The 17168-nt window shown below is 64.3% G+C and carries 18 protein-coding genes; 3 read left to right on the top strand and 15 right to left on the bottom strand.

The window, feature by feature from the left end:
- Positions 1-2: 2 nt before the first annotated feature.
- Complete coding sequence (locus tag ACTIF6_RS23845; RefSeq protein WP_439590240.1) at positions 3-1208, bottom strand: Bcr/CflA family efflux MFS transporter; 1206 nt, start codon at positions 1206-1208, stop codon at positions 3-5.
- Positions 1209-1291: 83 nt separating this feature from the next.
- On the opposite strand from ACTIF6_RS23845, the gene ACTIF6_RS23840 reads away from it, so the two are divergent.
- Both ACTIF6_RS23840 and ACTIF6_RS23835 read left to right on the top strand, forming a co-directional pair.
- Positions 1292-2287, top strand: a complete 996-nt coding sequence (locus ACTIF6_RS23840) for a LysR substrate-binding domain-containing protein (RefSeq protein ID WP_439590239.1) — start codon at positions 1292-1294, stop codon at positions 2285-2287.
- A gap of 214 nt (positions 2288-2501) precedes the next feature.
- Complete coding sequence (locus tag ACTIF6_RS23835) at positions 2502-4316, top strand: ATP-binding response regulator (RefSeq protein WP_439590238.1); 1815 nt, start codon at positions 2502-2504, stop codon at positions 4314-4316.
- Here ACTIF6_RS23835 and ACTIF6_RS23830 read toward each other — a convergent pair.
- The 14 genes from ACTIF6_RS23830 to hutC form a co-directional block, all read right to left on the bottom strand.
- Entirely contained in the window at positions 4313-5395 is a 1083-nt protein-coding gene (locus ACTIF6_RS23830) for an ABC transporter substrate-binding protein (RefSeq protein WP_439590237.1), read from the bottom strand. The genes ACTIF6_RS23835 and ACTIF6_RS23830 overlap by 4 nt on opposite strands.
- Positions 5396-5426: 31 nt before the next feature.
- Entirely contained in the window at positions 5427-6221 is a 795-nt protein-coding gene (locus ACTIF6_RS23825; protein ID WP_439590236.1) for an aspartate/glutamate racemase family protein, read from the bottom strand.
- 43 nt (positions 6222-6264) lie between these two features.
- A complete protein-coding gene (locus ACTIF6_RS23820; protein WP_439590235.1) occupies positions 6265-7092 on the bottom strand; it encodes an ABC transporter permease in 828 nt (275 codons plus the stop codon).
- Positions 7089-7889, bottom strand: coding sequence for an ABC transporter ATP-binding protein (locus ACTIF6_RS23815; protein ID WP_439590234.1), 801 nt, complete (start codon positions 7887-7889; stop codon positions 7089-7091). The genes ACTIF6_RS23820 and ACTIF6_RS23815 overlap by 4 nt, the downstream gene beginning before the upstream one ends.
- A 28-nt stretch (positions 7890-7917) precedes the next feature.
- Positions 7918-8718, bottom strand: a complete 801-nt coding sequence (locus ACTIF6_RS23810) for an SDR family NAD(P)-dependent oxidoreductase (RefSeq protein ID WP_439590233.1) — start codon at positions 8716-8718, stop codon at positions 7918-7920.
- A 2-nt stretch (positions 8719-8720) separates the two neighbouring features.
- Positions 8721-9197, bottom strand: coding sequence for a VOC family protein (locus tag ACTIF6_RS23805; protein ID WP_439590232.1), 477 nt, complete (start codon positions 9195-9197; stop codon positions 8721-8723).
- A gap of 15 nt (positions 9198-9212) precedes the next feature.
- Entirely contained in the window at positions 9213-9719 is a 507-nt protein-coding gene (locus tag ACTIF6_RS23800; RefSeq protein WP_439590231.1) for a VOC family protein, read from the bottom strand.
- Positions 9720-9721: 2 nt separating this feature from the next.
- Positions 9722-10108, bottom strand: coding sequence for a cupin domain-containing protein (locus ACTIF6_RS23795; protein WP_439590230.1), 387 nt, complete (start codon positions 10106-10108; stop codon positions 9722-9724).
- Positions 10105-10974: a carbon-nitrogen hydrolase family protein gene (locus tag ACTIF6_RS23790; RefSeq protein ID WP_439590229.1), complete on the bottom strand. Its 870-nt coding sequence runs from the start codon at positions 10972-10974 to the stop codon at positions 10105-10107. Before ACTIF6_RS23790 ends, ACTIF6_RS23795 begins: the two co-directional genes overlap by 4 nt.
- Positions 10971-11861, bottom strand: coding sequence for a 3-keto-5-aminohexanoate cleavage protein (locus tag ACTIF6_RS23785; RefSeq protein WP_439590228.1), 891 nt, complete (start codon positions 11859-11861; stop codon positions 10971-10973). The genes ACTIF6_RS23790 and ACTIF6_RS23785 overlap by 4 nt, the downstream gene beginning before the upstream one ends.
- A 61-nt stretch (positions 11862-11922) precedes the next feature.
- Positions 11923-12618 (bottom strand): TetR/AcrR family transcriptional regulator, encoded by a 696-nt coding sequence (locus tag ACTIF6_RS23780; RefSeq protein WP_439590227.1) that lies wholly within the window; start codon positions 12616-12618, stop codon positions 11923-11925.
- 65 nt (positions 12619-12683) lie between these two features.
- Positions 12684-13664, bottom strand: coding sequence for a Bug family tripartite tricarboxylate transporter substrate binding protein (locus tag ACTIF6_RS23775; RefSeq protein WP_439590226.1), 981 nt, complete (start codon positions 13662-13664; stop codon positions 12684-12686).
- Between the two features lie 30 nt (positions 13665-13694).
- A complete protein-coding gene (locus tag ACTIF6_RS23770) occupies positions 13695-14489 on the bottom strand; it encodes an aspartate/glutamate racemase family protein (protein ID WP_439590225.1) in 795 nt (264 codons plus the stop codon).
- Between the two features lie 104 nt (positions 14490-14593).
- A complete protein-coding gene (gene hutC, locus ACTIF6_RS23765; protein ID WP_439590224.1) occupies positions 14594-15298 on the bottom strand; it encodes a histidine utilization repressor in 705 nt (234 codons plus the stop codon).
- 160 nt (positions 15299-15458) lie between these two features.
- Between hutC and hutU the strand changes: the two genes are divergently transcribed.
- Positions 15459-17156, top strand: a complete 1698-nt coding sequence (gene hutU / locus ACTIF6_RS23760; protein WP_439590223.1) for a urocanate hydratase — start codon at positions 15459-15461, stop codon at positions 17154-17156.
- Positions 17157-17168 lie beyond the last annotated feature (12 nt).

Genomic DNA, 17168 nt, shown 5'->3' with positions numbered 1-17168 from the left:
TCTCACGACCGAACTTCTCGCCGGTGCAGCGTCAGCATCGCCACCGATGCGCAGAGCGCGAAGCCCAGCATGATCCAGCCCAGGTTGATCGCGCCGTCGTGCGGCACCAACCCCACCGCATAGCCGCTGAACGCGCCCAGCACCTGCTGGGTCAACCCGGCCACGGCGGCGGCCGAGCCGGCCAGCGCGGGCAACAGGCCCACGGTGCCCACCAGCGCGGCGGGCACAAGCAAGCCGTGGCCCAGTCCGAGCAGAATCAGCGGCAGCGAAAATGCCAGCGGCGTGTGCACACCGGCCAGACCGAGCATGACCATCAACGTGAGCCCGCCGACGGTGAGCGCCTGGCCCAGGCGCATCATGGTTCGGTCGCCCGCGCGGTGCGCCATGTGGGTGATGAGGTAGTTGCCCACAAGATACGAAAGTGGCACACACATGATGTAGTAGCCAATGCGGTCCGGGCCCACGCCGTAGCTGCCCAGCACGACAGGCGCGCCCGCCAGGAAGGCATAGAACGTGGCGGTGGTCATGGCGAGGATGAACACGTGCAGCAGGAATCCGGGCTCACGCGCGAGCCGCGCATAAGACCCGAGCATGGCGCCCAGCCAGTGCAGTTGCACAGTGGTGGCCGCCTTGTGCGCAGGCAGCGTGCGCCAGGCGGTCGCCAGCAGGATCAGGGCGAACACGGTCATGAGGACGAAGTTGGCCTGCCACCCGAGTTGCACATGCAGTTGCCCGCCGACAATGGTGGCCAGCGGTGGGCACAGGCCCATCACCATGCCGATGTAGGCCATGACGCGCGTGCGCTCGGGACCGCGGAAGAGGTCCTGCACCATCGCCCGCCCCACCACCATGCCCGCCGCGCTGCCCGCACCCTGCAGCACACGAGCGGCGGTGAGCTGGGTGAGATCGGTGGCCATGGCGCCCAGCGCAGAGCCCAGGCCTGCCAGCGCCAGACCGAACATCAGCACCTTCTTGCGCCCCAAGCGGTCTGAAAGCGGGCCATAGATCAGCTGGAAGCCACCGTAGGCCGCCACATAGCCGCTGAACGTGAGTTGCACGGCCGCCTGGCTGGAGCCGAACTGCGCGCCCCACTCCTGCATGGACGGAATGCAGATCGTCATGGCGATCAGGCCGAAGGCGAGCTGGGCAATCAGGTAAACGACGAGGGGGCCGTGCGAGGCCGGGGGAAGGGGCTTGGAAGAGGTCATGGGCAGGCGGCCATTCTGGCAGACGCGTGTGGGCGCCCTCCCCACAGTGCGTGACCCGAAAGCACTGCCTGGGAGACAGGGGGATGCAGCTCATGAACCGGCAGCCCGTCGAGAAGTTGCGCCGATATGCTCGCCGGTCCATGCAGACCGACTGGTTGATCGATTTCATGACGCTGGCGCAGACACGCAGCTTCAGCCGCGCCGCCCAGCTTCGCCATGTGACACAGCCGGCACTGTCTCGCCGCATTCGCTCGCTGGAGGCGTGGGCCATGACGGCGCTGGTGGACCGAAGCACCCAGCCACCGCGTCTCACGCCCGCGGGTGAGTTGCTCTACGCAGAAACGCCGGCCATCGTGGCCTCGGTGCAGCGCACCCAAGCATCGATGCAGACGCACACGGTGTGCAATCGCGGCATGCTCGCTTTCGGTTGCACGCACGCCCTGGCGCTCAGCTTCTTTCCGGATTGGTTGTGCAGACATAGTCAGTCCCTGGGCGCCACGAGAACAAGCCTGACAGCGCTTGACCTCCGCGAGGCCATTCAACAACTTCACGATGGCGACTGCGATCTGCTGCTCACCTATGGCCTGGGGCCGGGCTCGGAGATGCTCCATACCTCTCGCTTCGACAAGGTGCGGCTGAGCGGCGATCGACTGATCCCGATCTCGCGCCCCGATACGAACGGCCGGGCCATTCACGTGTTCCCCGGCACGGCCAGGCGGCCCTCGGCATACCTCGGACACTCTTCGCGCTCGGAGTTTGGCTCGCTTGTCGAACGGGCCGTGTTGCACACGAAATCAGGCTCGCACCTGCGCAGCGTTTTCGAAGCCGACTCCACACAGAGCCTCAAGGCGATGGCATTGGCTGGACGTGGGCTCGCGTTTCTGCCCGAGCACAGTGTCAGAACAGAGCTGGCAAACAACAGATTGGTGACTGCCGGCGCAGCGCTCCAGATCCCTCTGGATATCCACCTCATGCGCAAGCCGATGGTGAGCCGCATGCCTGGTCACAAGGTGGTGAATGCTTTTTGGGCATCTCTCGGTGCGAATCCTGAGAAATACAGACTTCGCGAACCCGCCTGACCGCTCTGTCGTTGTCGCTGGTGCCCCGAAGGAGGCGTCCGGTGCCTCCTGCTCGCCACTTCGTGGCGGGAAGCTCCCTCGCGCAATGGGCTAAATTCCGCGCATGGGGAGCACCACGGAATAGCAGAACGCGCGATGGATGCGGCTGCATGCCTTCGGAAAAGAGGGATATTCAATGTCATCAGCGCAGCCGGCTTCAGTTGAAGCCCCTGGAATGCAAGGGCTCGACGATTCCAGCCCCCGTCAGCAATTCGGCCTCAGCGACTCGGAGCTCAAAAGAGAACTCGAGTACATGGATGTGGATCAGTCCATGGCGGCGGCCCGCGGGATCGTCATCCCGTACTCCGTTGTCCTGGTCGCGCTCTTCGGTCTGATGGTGCCTTTCTCGCCACTGTCGGCCAGCGTCCTGTGGGCCGTGAGCTTCGCGGTCTACATCCGCATGCGCTGGCACATGAACAGGCAGTACGCGCAGTGGAGCGTCGAAGAGCGAAAGTCCCGCATGCGGCGATGGCACGCCACGATGATCGTGGCCTCCTTCGGCTTCGGCTCTGTCTGGGGGTCCGGCATGGTGATCGCCTTTCCCGGTTCACCGCCCGAGTTGCAGATGTTGTGGACCCTGGCAGTGACCATGGTGGTGGCCGGTGCACCGAGGTTGCTCACCATCCCGCAATTTCTGGCACTGGTGGGCGCGCTGCTGCTGTTTGCGTGCGGCGCCTGGCTGGCCTGGGGAGGGTGGTTCGGCCTGCTGATGGCTTTTGCCCTGGGCATGCTGGCGGGCCTGTTCGTCGTCATGGCGCGGCACTTTCATCGCGGTTTGCACGAGAAGTTCGAGCTGCAGTTGCGCAACGAGCACCTGGCCAGGATGCTGGCTCAGCGCAACACCACGCTGGAAGAAATGGCCCACGCGCGCACCATGTTGCTGGCGGCGGCCAGCCACGACTTGCGTCAACCCGTGCATGCCCTTGGACTACTCATGGAAACGCTGCAGCGCACAGCGGATCCACTGGCCCTGCAAAGGCGCCAGTCCATGGCGACCCAATGCGTGGATTCGCTCTCGGAGATGCTGAGCAATCTGCTGGACTTCACCCGCATGGACAGCGGCACCTTTCCGGTCAGTCAACGCGTTGTCCCCTTGCAGGAAATTCTGGACGAGTCCCTGCAAACTTTCGGACCCATCGCGCGCCACAAGGAACTCGTCCTGCGCGTCGTTCATACATCTGTGGCTCTTCGCACCGATCCACACCTGACGCGTCGCATGCTTTTCAATCTGATTTCCAACGCCATCAAATACACCGACGCAGGCACGGTGGAAGTTCGCATCGAGGAACTGGACGGGCAGGTGATGCTGCATGTGGATGACACCGGCGTGGGCATCGCACCTGAACGGCTGGAGGACATCTTCAGGGACTACGTGACGTCCGACGCGCAGGCGATTCGCTTCGACATGGGCATCGGTCTTGGCCTGGGCATCGTGCGCCGCTGCGCCGCTCTGCTGGACCAGCAGGTCTCTGTACATTCCGTTCCGGGCAAAGGCAGCCGCTTTTCCATCCATATGGGCGCGGCTGCCGCGTCGGCGGACGCAACACCCGTTGCGATCGTCGACGCTGTGGCGCTCTCGGGTGTGGTGGCCATCATCGAAAACGACCCGGTGATTCTGGAAGGCCTGAGCGAGATGTTGCGCGAGTGGGGCTGCCAGCCGGTAGCGGGCGCCACACCGGAGCGCGTGCGCGGTCTTCTGGAGGAAGCACAGCTCACGCCACGTTTGATCCTGTCGGACCTTCACCTGGGCACATCAGGAACGGGTTTCGATGCCATCGAATCCCTGCGGCGCGATGTGGGAGGACAGGACGTGCCCGCGGTGGTGTTGACCGGCGACATCAGTCCGGTGCACCAGCAGCGCGCTGTCATAGAGAACGTGCGCCTCGAGCACAAGCCGCTCCCGCCGGCCAGGCTGCGCGAGGTGCTCGGGGGCATGCTGGTGACCGGCCTGGCCGATGCCGGCAATCCGGAAGCTTCAGCGGCCTGCTAGGGCTTCCACTCGCGCGCCTGCCTGATCACCTTCTCCCTATCGAAGTTGTTGATCTCGCGAATCATGCTGGCATCCCAGACCTTGTCCAGGGGCATGGGCGCCTTGACCTGGCCGCCGGCCACCATCAGGTTCATGTAGCCTCTGATCTGCTCGTCAGTCGCGTTGCCGAACAGGCCATTCGGCATGTCCACGTTCTTCAATCGGGCCTGCAGCGGCATCAGGCTCTTTCGCATCGCCTCGGCCTCACTCACGCCACGAGGCTTTGTGGCGGGATAGACCTTCCAGTGGATGAGAACCGCCGCTTCCGGGTTGGTTTGTGCGAAGAGGATCGACTTTGCCACGCCGCGTGCCAGGCCCACCAGCATGGCGCGGTTCTTCTCGATGTCCTCCTGGCGCACGATCAGGCCCGCATTGAAGCCCACCTTGTCCCGCGCCACGAAGTCGGCCGAGATCTCGCGCAGCTTGACACCCTCGGCTTCGATAGCCGCGTAGAGCCCGTCGTAGAGCGACAAGGCGTCGACCCGGCCGGTGGTGAGGGCATGCGCGGCTTCCACCCCTTCGCCGACGGCGAGAAATTTCAGACTGGCGGGATCACCACCGGCTTGCTGCAGCAGGGCTTTGAGCATGGGCACCTGGCTGTTGGCCAGGCTCTGCACCCCCACGGTCTTGCCTGCAAGATCACGAATCCCGCGCAAGGAACTTTTGTCCAGCACGGCGGGCAGGCTGTTCAAGGCGCTCGTGTGGATGAAATAGGTCTTCAGTCCCACATCGGGAAATTTCTCCAGCAGAGAGAAGAGGGCCGAGTGCGTGCCGGGCACCATGTCCACCTTCTTGGCCTGCAGTGCCTGCAGGGCCACGTTGGCACCGGGCAGGCCGATCACCTCGACATCCAGGCCTTCCTCCTTCCAGTACAGCTCGGTGGGCAGCGAGCTGAAGTAGGCGGCCAGTGTCTGCATGGTGGTGACGGCACCTCCCACGATCACCTTGCGGGGAGCGCTCTGGGTCTGGCCGATGAGGGGCACGGCGGCCAGGGCAGCGGTCAAGGCCAGGGTGCGCAGGGCTTGTCTCTTTGTTGTCATGTCGTGTCTCCAGTGGGGTAGGAAAGTTGGCTCACCCGTTGCGCAAGGCGTCCACCTGGTAGGCGGCAGCCACCTTGCGCACGAGTTCGGCCGGCGGGGACTCATACAGCATGTGGCGGCTCACGCACACACCGGTGAGTTGGTGCATGGAAACGGCCGTCTCGGCGGCCTTGGCCAGCAGCGTGTAGGTGTCGAGCATGGGCACACCGTCGATCTCGAAGATGCCGCGCTGGGCCAGCAGGGCACCAGGAGGTCCAGGTGCGATCAGGACCTCGGCACCCTGGGCGATGGCGCGCTTTGCGGCTTCCGTCGTGGCCTTGACCACCGCATCGCCCAGGGCAACGTCGGTGAAGGCGTCGTCCTGCTTGCGCACATCGTCAAAGAACAGGGGCTCGACAGCGGCGAGTCGATCACGCAGCCCGTAGCCAATGGGAATCTCGCGGTAGCGCGCGATCATCTTGCGGTTGGGCACGATCAGGCCGAAGCGATCGCCCATGGTGCAGGCCGTGAAGCAGTTCACTTCCATGAACGAAACCACGGGAATGTTCAGCATCTCGCGCAATTCGACCAGCGCCGGATCGAGCGAGTTGGCCAGCACGAAAGCGTCGTAGCCGCCTTGCTGGCGCAGGCGCAATGCGTTGTCGATCACTTCCCGCGTGTCGTAGTTGTAGAACAGGCGGAACTGGTCCCCCAGCACGCCTTGCGTGGTGCCGCGAACTTCCACGGTGGTGCCGGGGAACACGATCCGGTCCACCAGTTTCTGGGTGGCGGCGATGAAGTTTTTCATGCCGGTTTCGGAAGAAAGCAGTTGGTACCAGATGCGCATGGATGATCCTTTTTGGTTGAAATGTGCCGTTGGCGGAAAGGTGTCAGGCCGAGACCTGGCTGATGTCCTGGGCCCAGAAGGCCACGCGTTTCTCAAGCTGCTTCATCAGGCCATGCAGGAGCACGCCGATCACCATCAGCAACAAGAGACAGGCGTAGACGCTGGCGATGTCGAAATTCGCCTTGGACTGCAGCATCACGTAGCCAACGCCAGCATTGGTGCCGACGAATTCGGCGACCACGGTGCCGATCAGCGCGAAGATCACGCCGATGTGCAGGCCGGCAAAGATGTAGGGCAGCGCGTGGGGCAGGCGAAGGCGAACGAACAGTTGCATGCGGCTCGCGCCGAGCGAGCGCATCAGCTCCAGATGGTCGCGGTCGCGCAACTTGAGCCCGTGCAGTGCATTCATGAGGATCGGGAAGAAGCACGCGGTGATCACGATCACCGTTTTGGACAGTTCACCGAAGCCGAACCAGATCACGATCAACGGAGCGATCGCGACCTTGGGCATGCTCTGGAAGGCCACGAAGAACGGCGTGAGGATGCGTTCGAGCACCGGGATGCTGGCCAGCAGGCCAGCCATCAGGATGGCGCTGCTGCCAGCAATGAAGAAACCCGCCAGGATGGAAGACAGGGTCGAACGCAGATGCGGCAGGTAGAAGCCGGAGGAGAAGCCGTCCACCAGCACCAGCCAGATGTTGCTCGGCGCCGCCAGCACGAGGGGAGAAACCCAGCCATGGCTGACGGAAACTTCAGCCGCCATGAGCAGCAGTACCAGAATCGCAGCCGACACCGTGTACTCGCGCCAGTGGGACTCTCGGTGGGCAAGGGGCGCACCCTTGACGGGCGCGGGGAGGGTCAACTCGGTCATGCGTGCTCCTCGACGCGGGTATCACCGCGATCCAGCAGGGTGCGAATCTGCGCGACGATGCGCAGGAAATCCGGATGGGCCCTGTCGGACACCACCCGTGGCCGGGGAATCGCCACCTCCAGGGTCTGGGCGAGCTGGCCAGGCCCGCGGGTGAAGACGAAGACACGGTCAGAAAGCAGCACCGCTTCCTCGATGTCGTGCGTGACGAACAACACCGTCTTCTTCTGGTCCACGCTGATGCGTTGCAACTCCATGTTCAATTGTTCGCGCGTCATGGCGTCAAGTGCGCCGAACGGCTCATCCATGAAAAGCACGGTCGGGTCGTGCAGCAGCGCCCGCGCGATCGAGGCGCGCTGCTGCATGCCGCCCGAGAGCTGGTTCGGGTAGCTGCTGGCGGCCCGCCCCAGATGCACCAGTTCCAGCAGTTGCCGTGCACGCTCACGTGCCGCGTGCAGGGGGAGACCGAGAATCACGGCCGGCAGCATCACGTTCTCCAGCACGGTGCGCCAAGGCAGCAAGGCGGCGCCCTGGAACACGAAACCGTAGTGGCCCGGCCGGATCGGCGTGCCGGTGGCGGCGTAGGTGATGGCGCCCTCGCTGGGCGTGATCAGGCCGGCGGCCATCTTCAGCAGCGTGGTCTTGCCGCAGCCACTGGGGCCGACGAAGCTGACGAACTCGGCTTCGGCGATCTGAGCCGTCACCGGCATCAGCGCCGGTACGGGCACCCCCTGGTTGTTGAAGTAGGTCTTGCCGGCGGCATCGATCCGGAGGATCGGCGAGGTATTCACCCTGTTCATGTCGGTCTCCTTGGGCATGGATCCACGGCTAGTCGCGGCCGAAGCCACCATCCACCACATACACCGCACCGGTGGTGTAGCTCGCTGCGTCGGATGCGGCAAAGAGCACGGTGCTGGCGACCTCGTCGATACTCGCCCAGCGTTGCTCAGGGAGGGCCACGCGGGCCGCCCACTTCTGCTGGAGCTCACGCGGGGTGAGGCCCTCGCGATCCATCTGCGCCTGCCAGCGGTCGAAGCGCTCGGGCACCTCGACAAAATTGGGGGCGACACAGTTCACGCGGATGTTGTGCGGTCCGAGTTCGGCCGCGAGAGCCTTGGTGAAGCGGATTTCGGCGGCCTTGGCCGGGCCGGTGCAGGTGGAGAAGAATGGAGGCTCCAGCACCTGGAGGCCGGAGCAACCCGCCACGTTCACGATGGCGCCGCCGCCCTGCTGGATCATGAGCGGCACGAAGCACTGGGAGACCCTGAACTGCGCAAAGAAATTGAGCGCCATGCCGGAGACCAGATCTTCCTCGGTCACCTCCAGGAAGGGTTTGTAGATGCCGGTGCCGGCGTTGTTGACGAGCACATCGATGCGGCCGAATCGACGCAAGACCTCATCGCGCAGCGCCGCCACATCGGCCGCGCGCGTCACGTCGGCGGCGGCAAAGGCGACTTCTGCGCCGGTCTGGGTGGCCAGGGTCTCTGCAGCTTGCCGCAGCACGTCCTCACGCCGCGCGCACAGGAACAGGCGCGCCCCTTCTTCCGCAAAGCGACGGGCAGTGCCCAGGCCGATGCCGCTGCTGCCTCCCGTGATCACCACCACCTTGCCGTCGAGTCTGAGGTTCATGTTCAATCCTTGGCTGGCGCTGTGGGCCGGTAGGTTGCAAGATCGTTGCGCTGCACGAATTCCAGGCAGTTGCCCTCGGGGTCGCATGCGAAGAACAGTTCCACGCCCGCACGAAACGCCACCGGCTGTTCTCCTGTGGGGAAGGTCATACCGGCAGCCTTCAAGGCGACCATGACGGCGTGCAGGTCGGGCACGATGAACGTGAGGTAAGCGAACCCTCCGCGCTCCATTGCCCACTGGCGCGCGGGCTGGCTCTGCGGCGGATGCTTCGGCGCCACCAGCTTCAGGCGGTCGCCGCCCTGCGTTTCCAGCCGCGCTATGCGGTAGGCGCCGGGCGACAACCGTGCAGCCACCGACGCACTTTCGCCAATGTCGTCAATCGAGAACACCGACATGCCGAGCACCTCGGTGTAGAAGCGCAGCATGCGACCGAAGTCGTGCGCGCACAGGGCGGGTTCGAAGGGAGCGGTGACTTTCATGCGTGTGTCCTTTGCTCACTTGGGCCAGGTGGCCGGGTCGCGCATGCGAAAGCCTTTGCGGATCAACTCCACGAAGAAGCCGCCCAGCGCGGTGGTGTCCATGTAGATCGCCACCGGCGTTCCGCCGAGCTTTTGCAACATGGGGTGAAAGCCCGCTGCCCGGAAGGCGGCAATGGAAGCGTCGAAGTCCTCGACCTCGTACGCGATGTGCTGCAGCCCTTCGCCTCGCTCGCGCAGGAACTTCTCGTGCACCTCGTTGCGCCCCGACTTGAGCTGGATGATCTCCAGGTCGAGCGTCGGCGACAGCGGGGCCAGCGCCATGTGCAGCGTGTAGGTGGAAGGCTCGCCGTAGACCAGGGCGGTGTTGGTGTATTCAAATCGATCGAACGGTCCGCTGGTCAACATCGACAGGTTCTGGATCGCCTGTTCGCGATCGCGCACAAGCAGCGAGAAGTGGTCCAGCCGCGCCCCTTCCAGCAAAGGCACGAGTCGCGGATGCGCACCGGGCAGGGAAGCTTCCATGGTCAAGCTCCGGCGGGTTCCGTGAAGAAGCGTGTGCCGGCCTCGAACACGTTGGGCTGGTTGAAGATGGAGAGGAAGATGGCCCCGCCGCGCGTGCGGGCGATGTGCCGGTTGCCACCGGGTCGCCAGACGAAATTTCCGGTGGTCACCGCGCCTTCATCGTCCTCCAGATCGCCCTCGAGCATGTAGGTCATCTCCAGATCGCGGTGTTCGTGCAGGGGCACGACCGCGCCAGGCGCAAGCCGGAACAGGATCGCCGATCGGCCGCCCTCGTCGCTGTAGAGGATCTTCATCTCGATACCGGGAAACTGGGTGGGAGCCCAGGACATGGCCATCGCGTCCACGAAGCGGGACCGCAACTCGGGCGGGTTCATGTCGTCGTTTGTCATGCACGGATTCCTTCGGAGGTCTGTCGGGATGGGTGTTCGCCGCACCGCCGCAGGTCGAACGGTGGCTGGCTGGAGAGAGAGGTGATGGCGCCACGAGCGCGTTCGACGGCCGCCAGATCGAGGTCGGCGAAGATCGTTGCCGGTGAGTCCTGCGCTTCGGCCAGGGTCCGGCCCCAGGGGTCGACGATGGCGGAATGACCCCACGTGCGCCACTCCCCGGGGTGCGCGCCGCAGGTGGCGGCGGCCACCACGAAGCAGCCGTTCTCGATGGCGCGGGCGGCAAGCAGCGTGCGCCAGTGGGCCGAGCCGGTTTCGTGCGCGAAAGCAGCCGGCACCATGAGGATCCTGGCACCGGCCTGCGCCAGGGTCCGGTAGAGGTGAGGAAAACGCAGGTCGTAGCAGATCGTCAGACCGATGCCGCCCCAGGGCGTGTCCACCAGCACAGCCTCCTGGCCCGCGCGGTAGGCTTTCGATTCCGACACGAACTTGCCACTGGGCAGAGCCGCGTCGAACATGTGGATCTTGTCGTAGCGCGCCGCGATGTCCCCCCGGTCCGTGATGACGAAGGAGCGGTTGGAGAGCAGTCCGCACTCATCGTCGCGCACCACCAGGCTGCCCAGCATGAGCCACACGCGGGCTTCGCGCGCCGCCTCACGCAGGCTCTCCAGCGCAGGGTTGTCTGCTTCGGGCGCGGCCGCGGCGGCCATCTCGCGACCGCGCCGGTCGAGGAACAGCGCGAACTCAGGTAAAGCGACCATGTGTGCGCCCTGCGAGGCCGCACTGGCCAGGCCCTCGCGCGCGATGCGCAGGTTCTGGGCCAGATCGTTGCCAGGCGAGAGCTGGAGGCAGGCGACCCTGAGCTTCATGCTGTCTGCAGCGTGGGGAGTTCAAGGATCTCGCGCGCCCGGGCCGGCGTCGCCAGGCTCGCACCAAGCAGGTTCACGATGCGCCCTGCCTTCTCCACCAGTTCGGCATTCGACCGCGCGGGCGTCCCCCGGTCGATGTAGAGGTTGTCCTCCATGCCGACGCGCACATGCCCGCCCAGCAGAACCGCTTGCGCCACCATCGGAAACTCCGAACGGCCAATACCGAAACCGGCCCACACGGCGCCGTGCGGCAGCATGTCTTTCATGCAAGCCATGGCGCCTGGGGTCGCCGGGGCACCCCAGGGAATGCCCAGCGCGAACTGGAAAAATGGCGTGCCCTGGATCAGGCCGTCGGCGATCATTCTGTTGGCCAGCGCAATGTGCCCGGTATCGAACACCTCCAGCTCGGGCTTGGAGCCGGCTTCACGGATGCCTTCGGCGATCACGCGAATCTGCGCCGGCGTGTTCATCAGCGCGCCTGCGCCGAAGTTCACCGTGCCCATGTCGAGGCTGCAGATCTCGGGTCGCAGTTCAAGGATGTGCCGCACGCGTTCGGACGGCGGACGCACGTTGGAGCCCGGCGCTGCCTGGTTGGTGGCCTGCAGGTCGGGCACATAGCGCGCACCCGGCCCGGTCGTGAGGTTGATCACCACATCGACGCCGCTGTCCCGGATGCGCTCGACGGTTTCGCGGTAGAGGGCCAGCTCCATGCTCGGCTTGCCGGTGGCCGGATCGCGCACATGGATGTGCACCACCGCCGCACCAGCCCGCGCAGCATCGACCGCTGACTCGGCAATCTGCTGCGGTGTGACCGGCAAGTGGGGAAACTTCGAAGCGACGTCGTCGCCGCCCGTGATGGCGCAAGTCAGGATGATGTCGTGGTTCATTGTTTGAATCAAACGTTTGTTTTATTAAATGGCAACAGCCAGCCCTTGGTGATCGCGGGCGTTACTGGTAGGCCACCGTGCCGGCGGTGCTCAGGCCGGCGGTGCAGAAATCGACGATTTCGGCGATCGCGTTCTCGACCACCCAGTTCACCGGTGGCGCGGGGGGCAGGCCGTCCGGTGGGCGCAGCATGCGCTGAGGCCCGGCAAGTGCATAGATGAGGGCGCCAACCATCAGGTTGTAGCGCCAGAGCACCGACTCGAAAGGCAGCCCGGGCAGGATTTCGCGCAGCGTGGCGATGAAGCTGCTGCGGACTTCACCGTAGTAGGAGTCAAGGAACACGTGTTCACGCGGCATGGCGAGCATGCGGCTGAGGAAACGCATCATCACGAGACCCCGTTCGCCGTGCGAGGCTGGATCACCCAGCAGCAAGGGCGGACGCACAAAGGCCTCCACCAGTTCGCGCAACGCCGGTTTGCCGTTGCGCCCGCGCTGGCGCGCCGCTGCCAGCAACACCAGACGCTCTTCGTTCACGGGCACCACGCGGCGCGCGAACAAGGCCTCGAAGAGCCGCTCTTTCGAGCCGAAGTGGTAATTGACGGCGGCAACATTGGCTTTGGCATGCAGCGCGATGTCACGGATCGACACGTCCGCATAGCCCTGCTCAGCGAACAGGGCCTCTGCGGCGTCCAGGATCAGCGTCTTCTTCTTGTCGGCAACCTCGCCCGAGGCGGGGATCGGGGTTTGTTCGTGTTTCACCAAAGGGGCCAATCGAAAGAGGGCTGTGCGGGCCGGGGAATTATGGCTGAGCGCGTGCGCTTGACTCAATCGGCCTGGATGCCTGCGCGCTTGATCACGACGGCCCATTTGTCGGTCTCGGCCTTCAGAAACTGGCCAAACTGGTCTGGGGACCAGGCAGAGAGCACCACTCCCATCTCCGTCAACCGCGCCTTCATCGCAGGCTCGTTCAAGGCCTTGTTGATCTCGCGATTCAGCGTGGCCACCACGTCCTTTGGCGTCTGAACGGGTGCGACAAAGCCCCACCATACGGTGGCATCGAACCCCGGCAGGCCGGCTTCGGCAACGGTGGGCACTTCGGGCAGGAGGTCAAAGCGCTTGATGCTTCCCACCGCAATGGCCCGCAGCCGCTGCGCCTTGATCTGCGGCATGGCCAGTGGCGGATCGATGAACATGACGGACACGCGGCCGGCCTGCAGATCCGTGAAGGCTTGCGTGCCGCCCTTGTAGGCCACATGACCAAGGTCGATCTGCGCGACCGACTTCAGCATCTCGCTCGCCAGATGACCGGATGTACCGTTGCCACCCGAAGCATAGGTGACTTTGCCGGGCTGGCTTCTGGACAGCGCGATGAGATCCGCCAGTGTGCGCGCTTCCAAAGACGGTGCACTCAGCAGAATGAGGGGCGATGCGCCGATGTACGCTACTGGCGCGAAGTCCTTCAACATCTCGAACGGCTGATTGGGGTACAGCGTCGTGTTGGCGGCCAGGCCGTTGGCGCCGATGAGGATGGTGTATCCATCGGCCGGAGCCTTGGCCACGAAGGCGGCCGCGATGTTTCCACTCGCACCTGGCTTGTTCTCCACGATCACCGGCTGCCCCGTCTGTTCCGAGACGCGTTGCCCCACCAGGCGCGCGAGCGTGTCAACGCCACCTCCAGCGGAAAAGGGCACGACGATGCGGATCGGCTTGTCCGGATAGCCCTGCGCATGAACCAGGCTTGAAATCACGGCGAGGAGTGCAGCCGACAACCAGCGAGACCAACGGTCTATGAATGAAATCTTCATGATGGGACCTTTCTGTTCCAGGGCGTGCTTTCAACCATTGCGCAGGCTGTCGACGCCGTATGCGGTGCCGACTTTTCGGATCAGTTCGCTTGACGGTGACTCATAAAGGAGATGGCGGCTGACGCAAACGCCGGTAAGCCGGTGCATTGACACCATCATCTCGGCGGTCTTGGCCAGCAAGGTGTAGGTGTCCAGCAAGGGAACGCCATCGACCTGGAATATCTTCCGCTCGGCCAGCAGCGTGCCCGGAGGCCCACCGACAAACACCACCTCGGCCCCCTGCTCGATGCAGCGGCGCGCCGCTGCAATCGCCTGCGCCTGCAGCTCGTCGCCGAAACGGGGATCGGTGAATCCGTTGTCCAGGCTGCGCGTATCGGCCACTTCCATGGGCTCCACCGCGGCCAGGCGCGAGCCGAGTCCGTAGCCCCGCACGATGGAGCGGTACCACGACATGAGCTTGCGATTGACACCGATCACCCCAAAGCGATCACCCATGGTGCAGGCGGTGAAGCAGCACACCTCCATGAAGGACAACACAGGAATGTCCAGCATCTCGCGCAGCTCCACCAAAGCGGGATCGAGCGAGTTCGCGATGACGAAGGCGTCGTAGCCCCCCTCCTCGCGTATCCGCAGGGCGTTGTCGATCAGCTCGCGAGAGTCGTAGTTGCAGAACAGCCGGTACTGGTCGCCGATGACGCCATGGGTGGTGCCACGCACCTCCACCACGTGGCCGGGCACCATGGCGCGGTCGATCAGCCGCTGGGTGGCTGAAATGAATCCCGACATGCCGCTCTCGGAAGAAAGCAACTGGAACCAGATTTTCAATATTGCTCCTTGTTTAAATCGAACGTTTGTTTCATTTTCAAGGCTTGCCAATCCCCTGTCATCGGGGTTGACCCTAGTGCGGTACGCAGGCCACCTGAAAAAGCCTAGAAACTGCCGGTGAACTGGTAGCGGGATGCCGGGTGCCACAAAGTCGCCACCGCCGCCACCTGGCCTTGCGACTGTGTCTGTCGGTGCAGCACGAGGCAGGGTTCCTCGCGTGGCATCTGCAGCATCTCGCGCACGTCGGCGGGCGGCAGACGGGCCTCGATCGAGAACTGCACCCCCTGCAAGGGCGCCACGCGCATCAGGTAGGCGTTCGGTGTGAGGCGGGAAAAGTCCTGTTGCATGTATTCAGCCGCCACCAGCGGATTGACGTAGCGGTCTTCCACCTGAATGGGCAATGCATTTTCCAGGTGGACCACCACGGAATGGAACAGAACATGGGCAGTTGGCAGGCGGAACTGCCGGGCCAGCGACTCCGTGGCCTTGACGCGTTCAAGGCGCTGCAGGTCGCTGCGGTGCACGTGCCCCCGCGCGGCGATTTCGTCGGCGATGTTGCGGATGGCCACCAGCGTGGACTGGTACTTCTGTTGCGTCACGTAGGTGCCCGATCCCTGGATGCGCTCCACGGTCTGCTCGTCGCTGAGTTCTCGGATGGCGCGGTTCACCGTCATCCGGGAGACGCCGAATTCGCGCGCCAGCGCTTCTTCGCCCGGAATGAGGTCGCCTTCCTGCCAGACGCCACGGTGAATCTGGGCAAGGACATGGGCCTTGATGCGCCGGTAGGCAGGCTCCTGGATGCTGGACAAGGCTTTTCCTTTCAACAAGGGTTTTCACTCAGCTGAAAACAGCCGCCATTGTATTTACGAACCTACTTATGCAAGCTCATAATGTATATACGTATTCGTCTTATCAGATCGAATTTGTACAGTATTTCGACTTCACGCCGACAGAGGAGCCTCGTCCGACATGAACACCAACACCGATCCCCGCCTGGACCCCACCCGCAGCGTGCGCGCGCCCCGGGGCAACACGCTGACCTGCAAGAACTGGATCACGGAAGCCGCCTACCGCATGCTGCAGAACAACCTGGACGCCGAAGTGGCCGAGAACCCGCAGCATCTGGTGGTGTACGGCGGCATCGGCCGTGCGGCGCGCGACTGGGCCTGCTTCGACCAGATCCTGGCTTCGCTGCGCGACCTTGAAGAGGACGAAACCCTGCTGGTGCAGTCCGGCAAGCCGGTGGGCGTGTTCAAAACGCACGCCAACGCACCGCGTGTGCTGATCGCCAACTCCAACCTGGTGCCGAAATGGGCGAACTGGGAGCACTTCAACGAGCTCGACCGCAAGGGCCTCTTCATGTACGGCCAGATGACCGCGGGCAGCTGGATCTACATCGGCAGCCAGGGCATCGTGCAGGGGACCTTCGAAACCTTTGTGGAAGCCGGTAGGCAACACCATGGCAACGACTGGTCCGGTCGCTGGATCCTCACCGCCGGGCTCGGCGGCATGGGCGGCGCGCAACCGCTGGCTGCCACGCTGGCCGGTGCGGTCTCGCTCAACATCGAATGCCAGCAGAGCAGCATCGACTTTCGACTGCGCACCCGCTATGTGGACAAACAGGCTCGGGACATCGACGAGGCCCTCGCCCTGGTGCGGCAGCACACCGCCCGCAAGGAGGTGGTGTCGATCGCCCTGCTGGGCAACGCCGCCGAAGTCATGCCCGAGCTGGTGCGCCGCTGCCGCGCCAGCGGCTTCAAGCCCGATCTGGTGACCGATCAGACCTCGGCCCACGACCTCATCAACGGCTATCTGCCCGCCGGCTGGACGCTGGAGCAATGGCGCGCCGCCCAGCGCGACCCGGCACAGCACCAGGCGCTGACCCAGGCCGCTGCACACAGTTGCGCTCTGCATGTGCAGGCCATGCTGGACTTCCAGGCCATGGGAGTGCCCACAGTGGACTACGGCAACAACATCCGCCAGGTCGCCTTCGACCATGGTGTGAAGAACGCGTTCGACTTTCCGGGTTTCGTGCCTGCCTACATCCGTCCGATGTTCTGCGAGGGCAAGGGGCCGTTCCGCTGGGTGGCGCTCTCGGGCGATCCGGAAGACATCTACAAGACCGACGCGAAGATCAAGGAACTGTTCCCGAACAACACGCACACGCACCGCTGGCTGGACATGGCGCGCGAGCGCATCGCCTTCCAGGGCCTGCCGGCGCGCATCTGCTGGTTGGGCCTGGGTGAACGCCATGTGGCCGGCCTTGCGTTCAACGAGATGGTGAAACGCGGCGAGCTCAAGGCACCGATCGTGATCGGACGCGACCACCTCGACACCGGCTCGGTGGCCAGCCCCAACCGCGAAACCGAAGCCATGAAGGACGGCACCGATGCGGTGAGCGACTGGCCCTTGCTCAACGCGCTGCTCAACACCTCGGGCGGCGCGAGCTGGGTGAGCCTGCACCACGGTGGTGGCGTGGGCATGGGCTATTCCCAGCACTCGGGCATGGTGATCGTGGCCGATGGCACCGATGCCGCCGCCGAACGGCTGGCGCGCGTGCTGGTGAACGATTGCGGCTCGGGCGTGATGCGCCATGCCGATGCCGGCTACGAACTCGCGGTGGCCACGGCGAAGAAGCACGGCCTCAAACTGCCCATGATCGGCTGATGAAATCCAGAA

Origin of the sequence: Hydrogenophaga sp. (assembly GCF_051860785.1) — a bacterium.
In the GTDB taxonomy this organism is placed as follows: Bacteria; Pseudomonadota; Gammaproteobacteria; order Burkholderiales; family Burkholderiaceae_C; genus Hydrogenophaga.
This window is presented reverse-complemented; position numbering and strand designations above follow the sequence as displayed.

Coding starts and splice junctions, on each gene's coding strand:
- ACTIF6_RS23825 (WP_439590236.1), bottom strand. CDS start 6,221: ATGCGCATCTGGTACCAACTGCTTTCTTCCGAAACCGGCATGAAAAAC.
- ACTIF6_RS23790 (WP_439590229.1), bottom strand. CDS start 10,974: ATGAAGCTCAGGGTCGCCTGCCTCCAGCTCTCGCCTGGCAACGATCTG.
- ACTIF6_RS23830 (WP_439590237.1), bottom strand. CDS start 5,395: ATGACAACAAAGAGACAAGCCCTGCGCACCCTGGCCTTGACCGCTGCC.
- hutU (WP_439590223.1), top strand. CDS start 15,459: ATGAACACCAACACCGATCCCCGCCTGGACCCCACCCGCAGCGTGCGC.
- ACTIF6_RS23800 (WP_439590231.1), bottom strand. CDS start 9,719: ATGGAAGCTTCCCTGCCCGGTGCGCATCCGCGACTCGTGCCTTTGCTG.
- ACTIF6_RS23810 (WP_439590233.1), bottom strand. CDS start 8,718: ATGAACCTCAGACTCGACGGCAAGGTGGTGGTGATCACGGGAGGCAGC.
- ACTIF6_RS23815 (WP_439590234.1), bottom strand. CDS start 7,889: ATGAACAGGGTGAATACCTCGCCGATCCTCCGGATCGATGCCGCCGGC.
- ACTIF6_RS23775 (WP_439590226.1), bottom strand. CDS start 13,664: ATGAAGATTTCATTCATAGACCGTTGGTCTCGCTGGTTGTCGGCTGCA.
- ACTIF6_RS23805 (WP_439590232.1), bottom strand. CDS start 9,197: ATGAAAGTCACCGCTCCCTTCGAACCCGCCCTGTGCGCGCACGACTTC.
- ACTIF6_RS23795 (WP_439590230.1), bottom strand. CDS start 10,108: ATGACAAACGACGACATGAACCCGCCCGAGTTGCGGTCCCGCTTCGTG.
- ACTIF6_RS23835 (WP_439590238.1), top strand. CDS start 2,502: ATGCAAGGGCTCGACGATTCCAGCCCCCGTCAGCAATTCGGCCTCAGC.
- ACTIF6_RS23845 (WP_439590240.1), bottom strand. CDS start 1,208: ATGACCTCTTCCAAGCCCCTTCCCCCGGCCTCGCACGGCCCCCTCGTC.
- ACTIF6_RS23785 (WP_439590228.1), bottom strand. CDS start 11,861: ATGAACCACGACATCATCCTGACTTGCGCCATCACGGGCGGCGACGAC.
- ACTIF6_RS23820 (WP_439590235.1), bottom strand. CDS start 7,092: ATGACCGAGTTGACCCTCCCCGCGCCCGTCAAGGGTGCGCCCCTTGCC.
- ACTIF6_RS23840 (WP_439590239.1), top strand. CDS start 1,292: ATGCAGCTCATGAACCGGCAGCCCGTCGAGAAGTTGCGCCGATATGCT.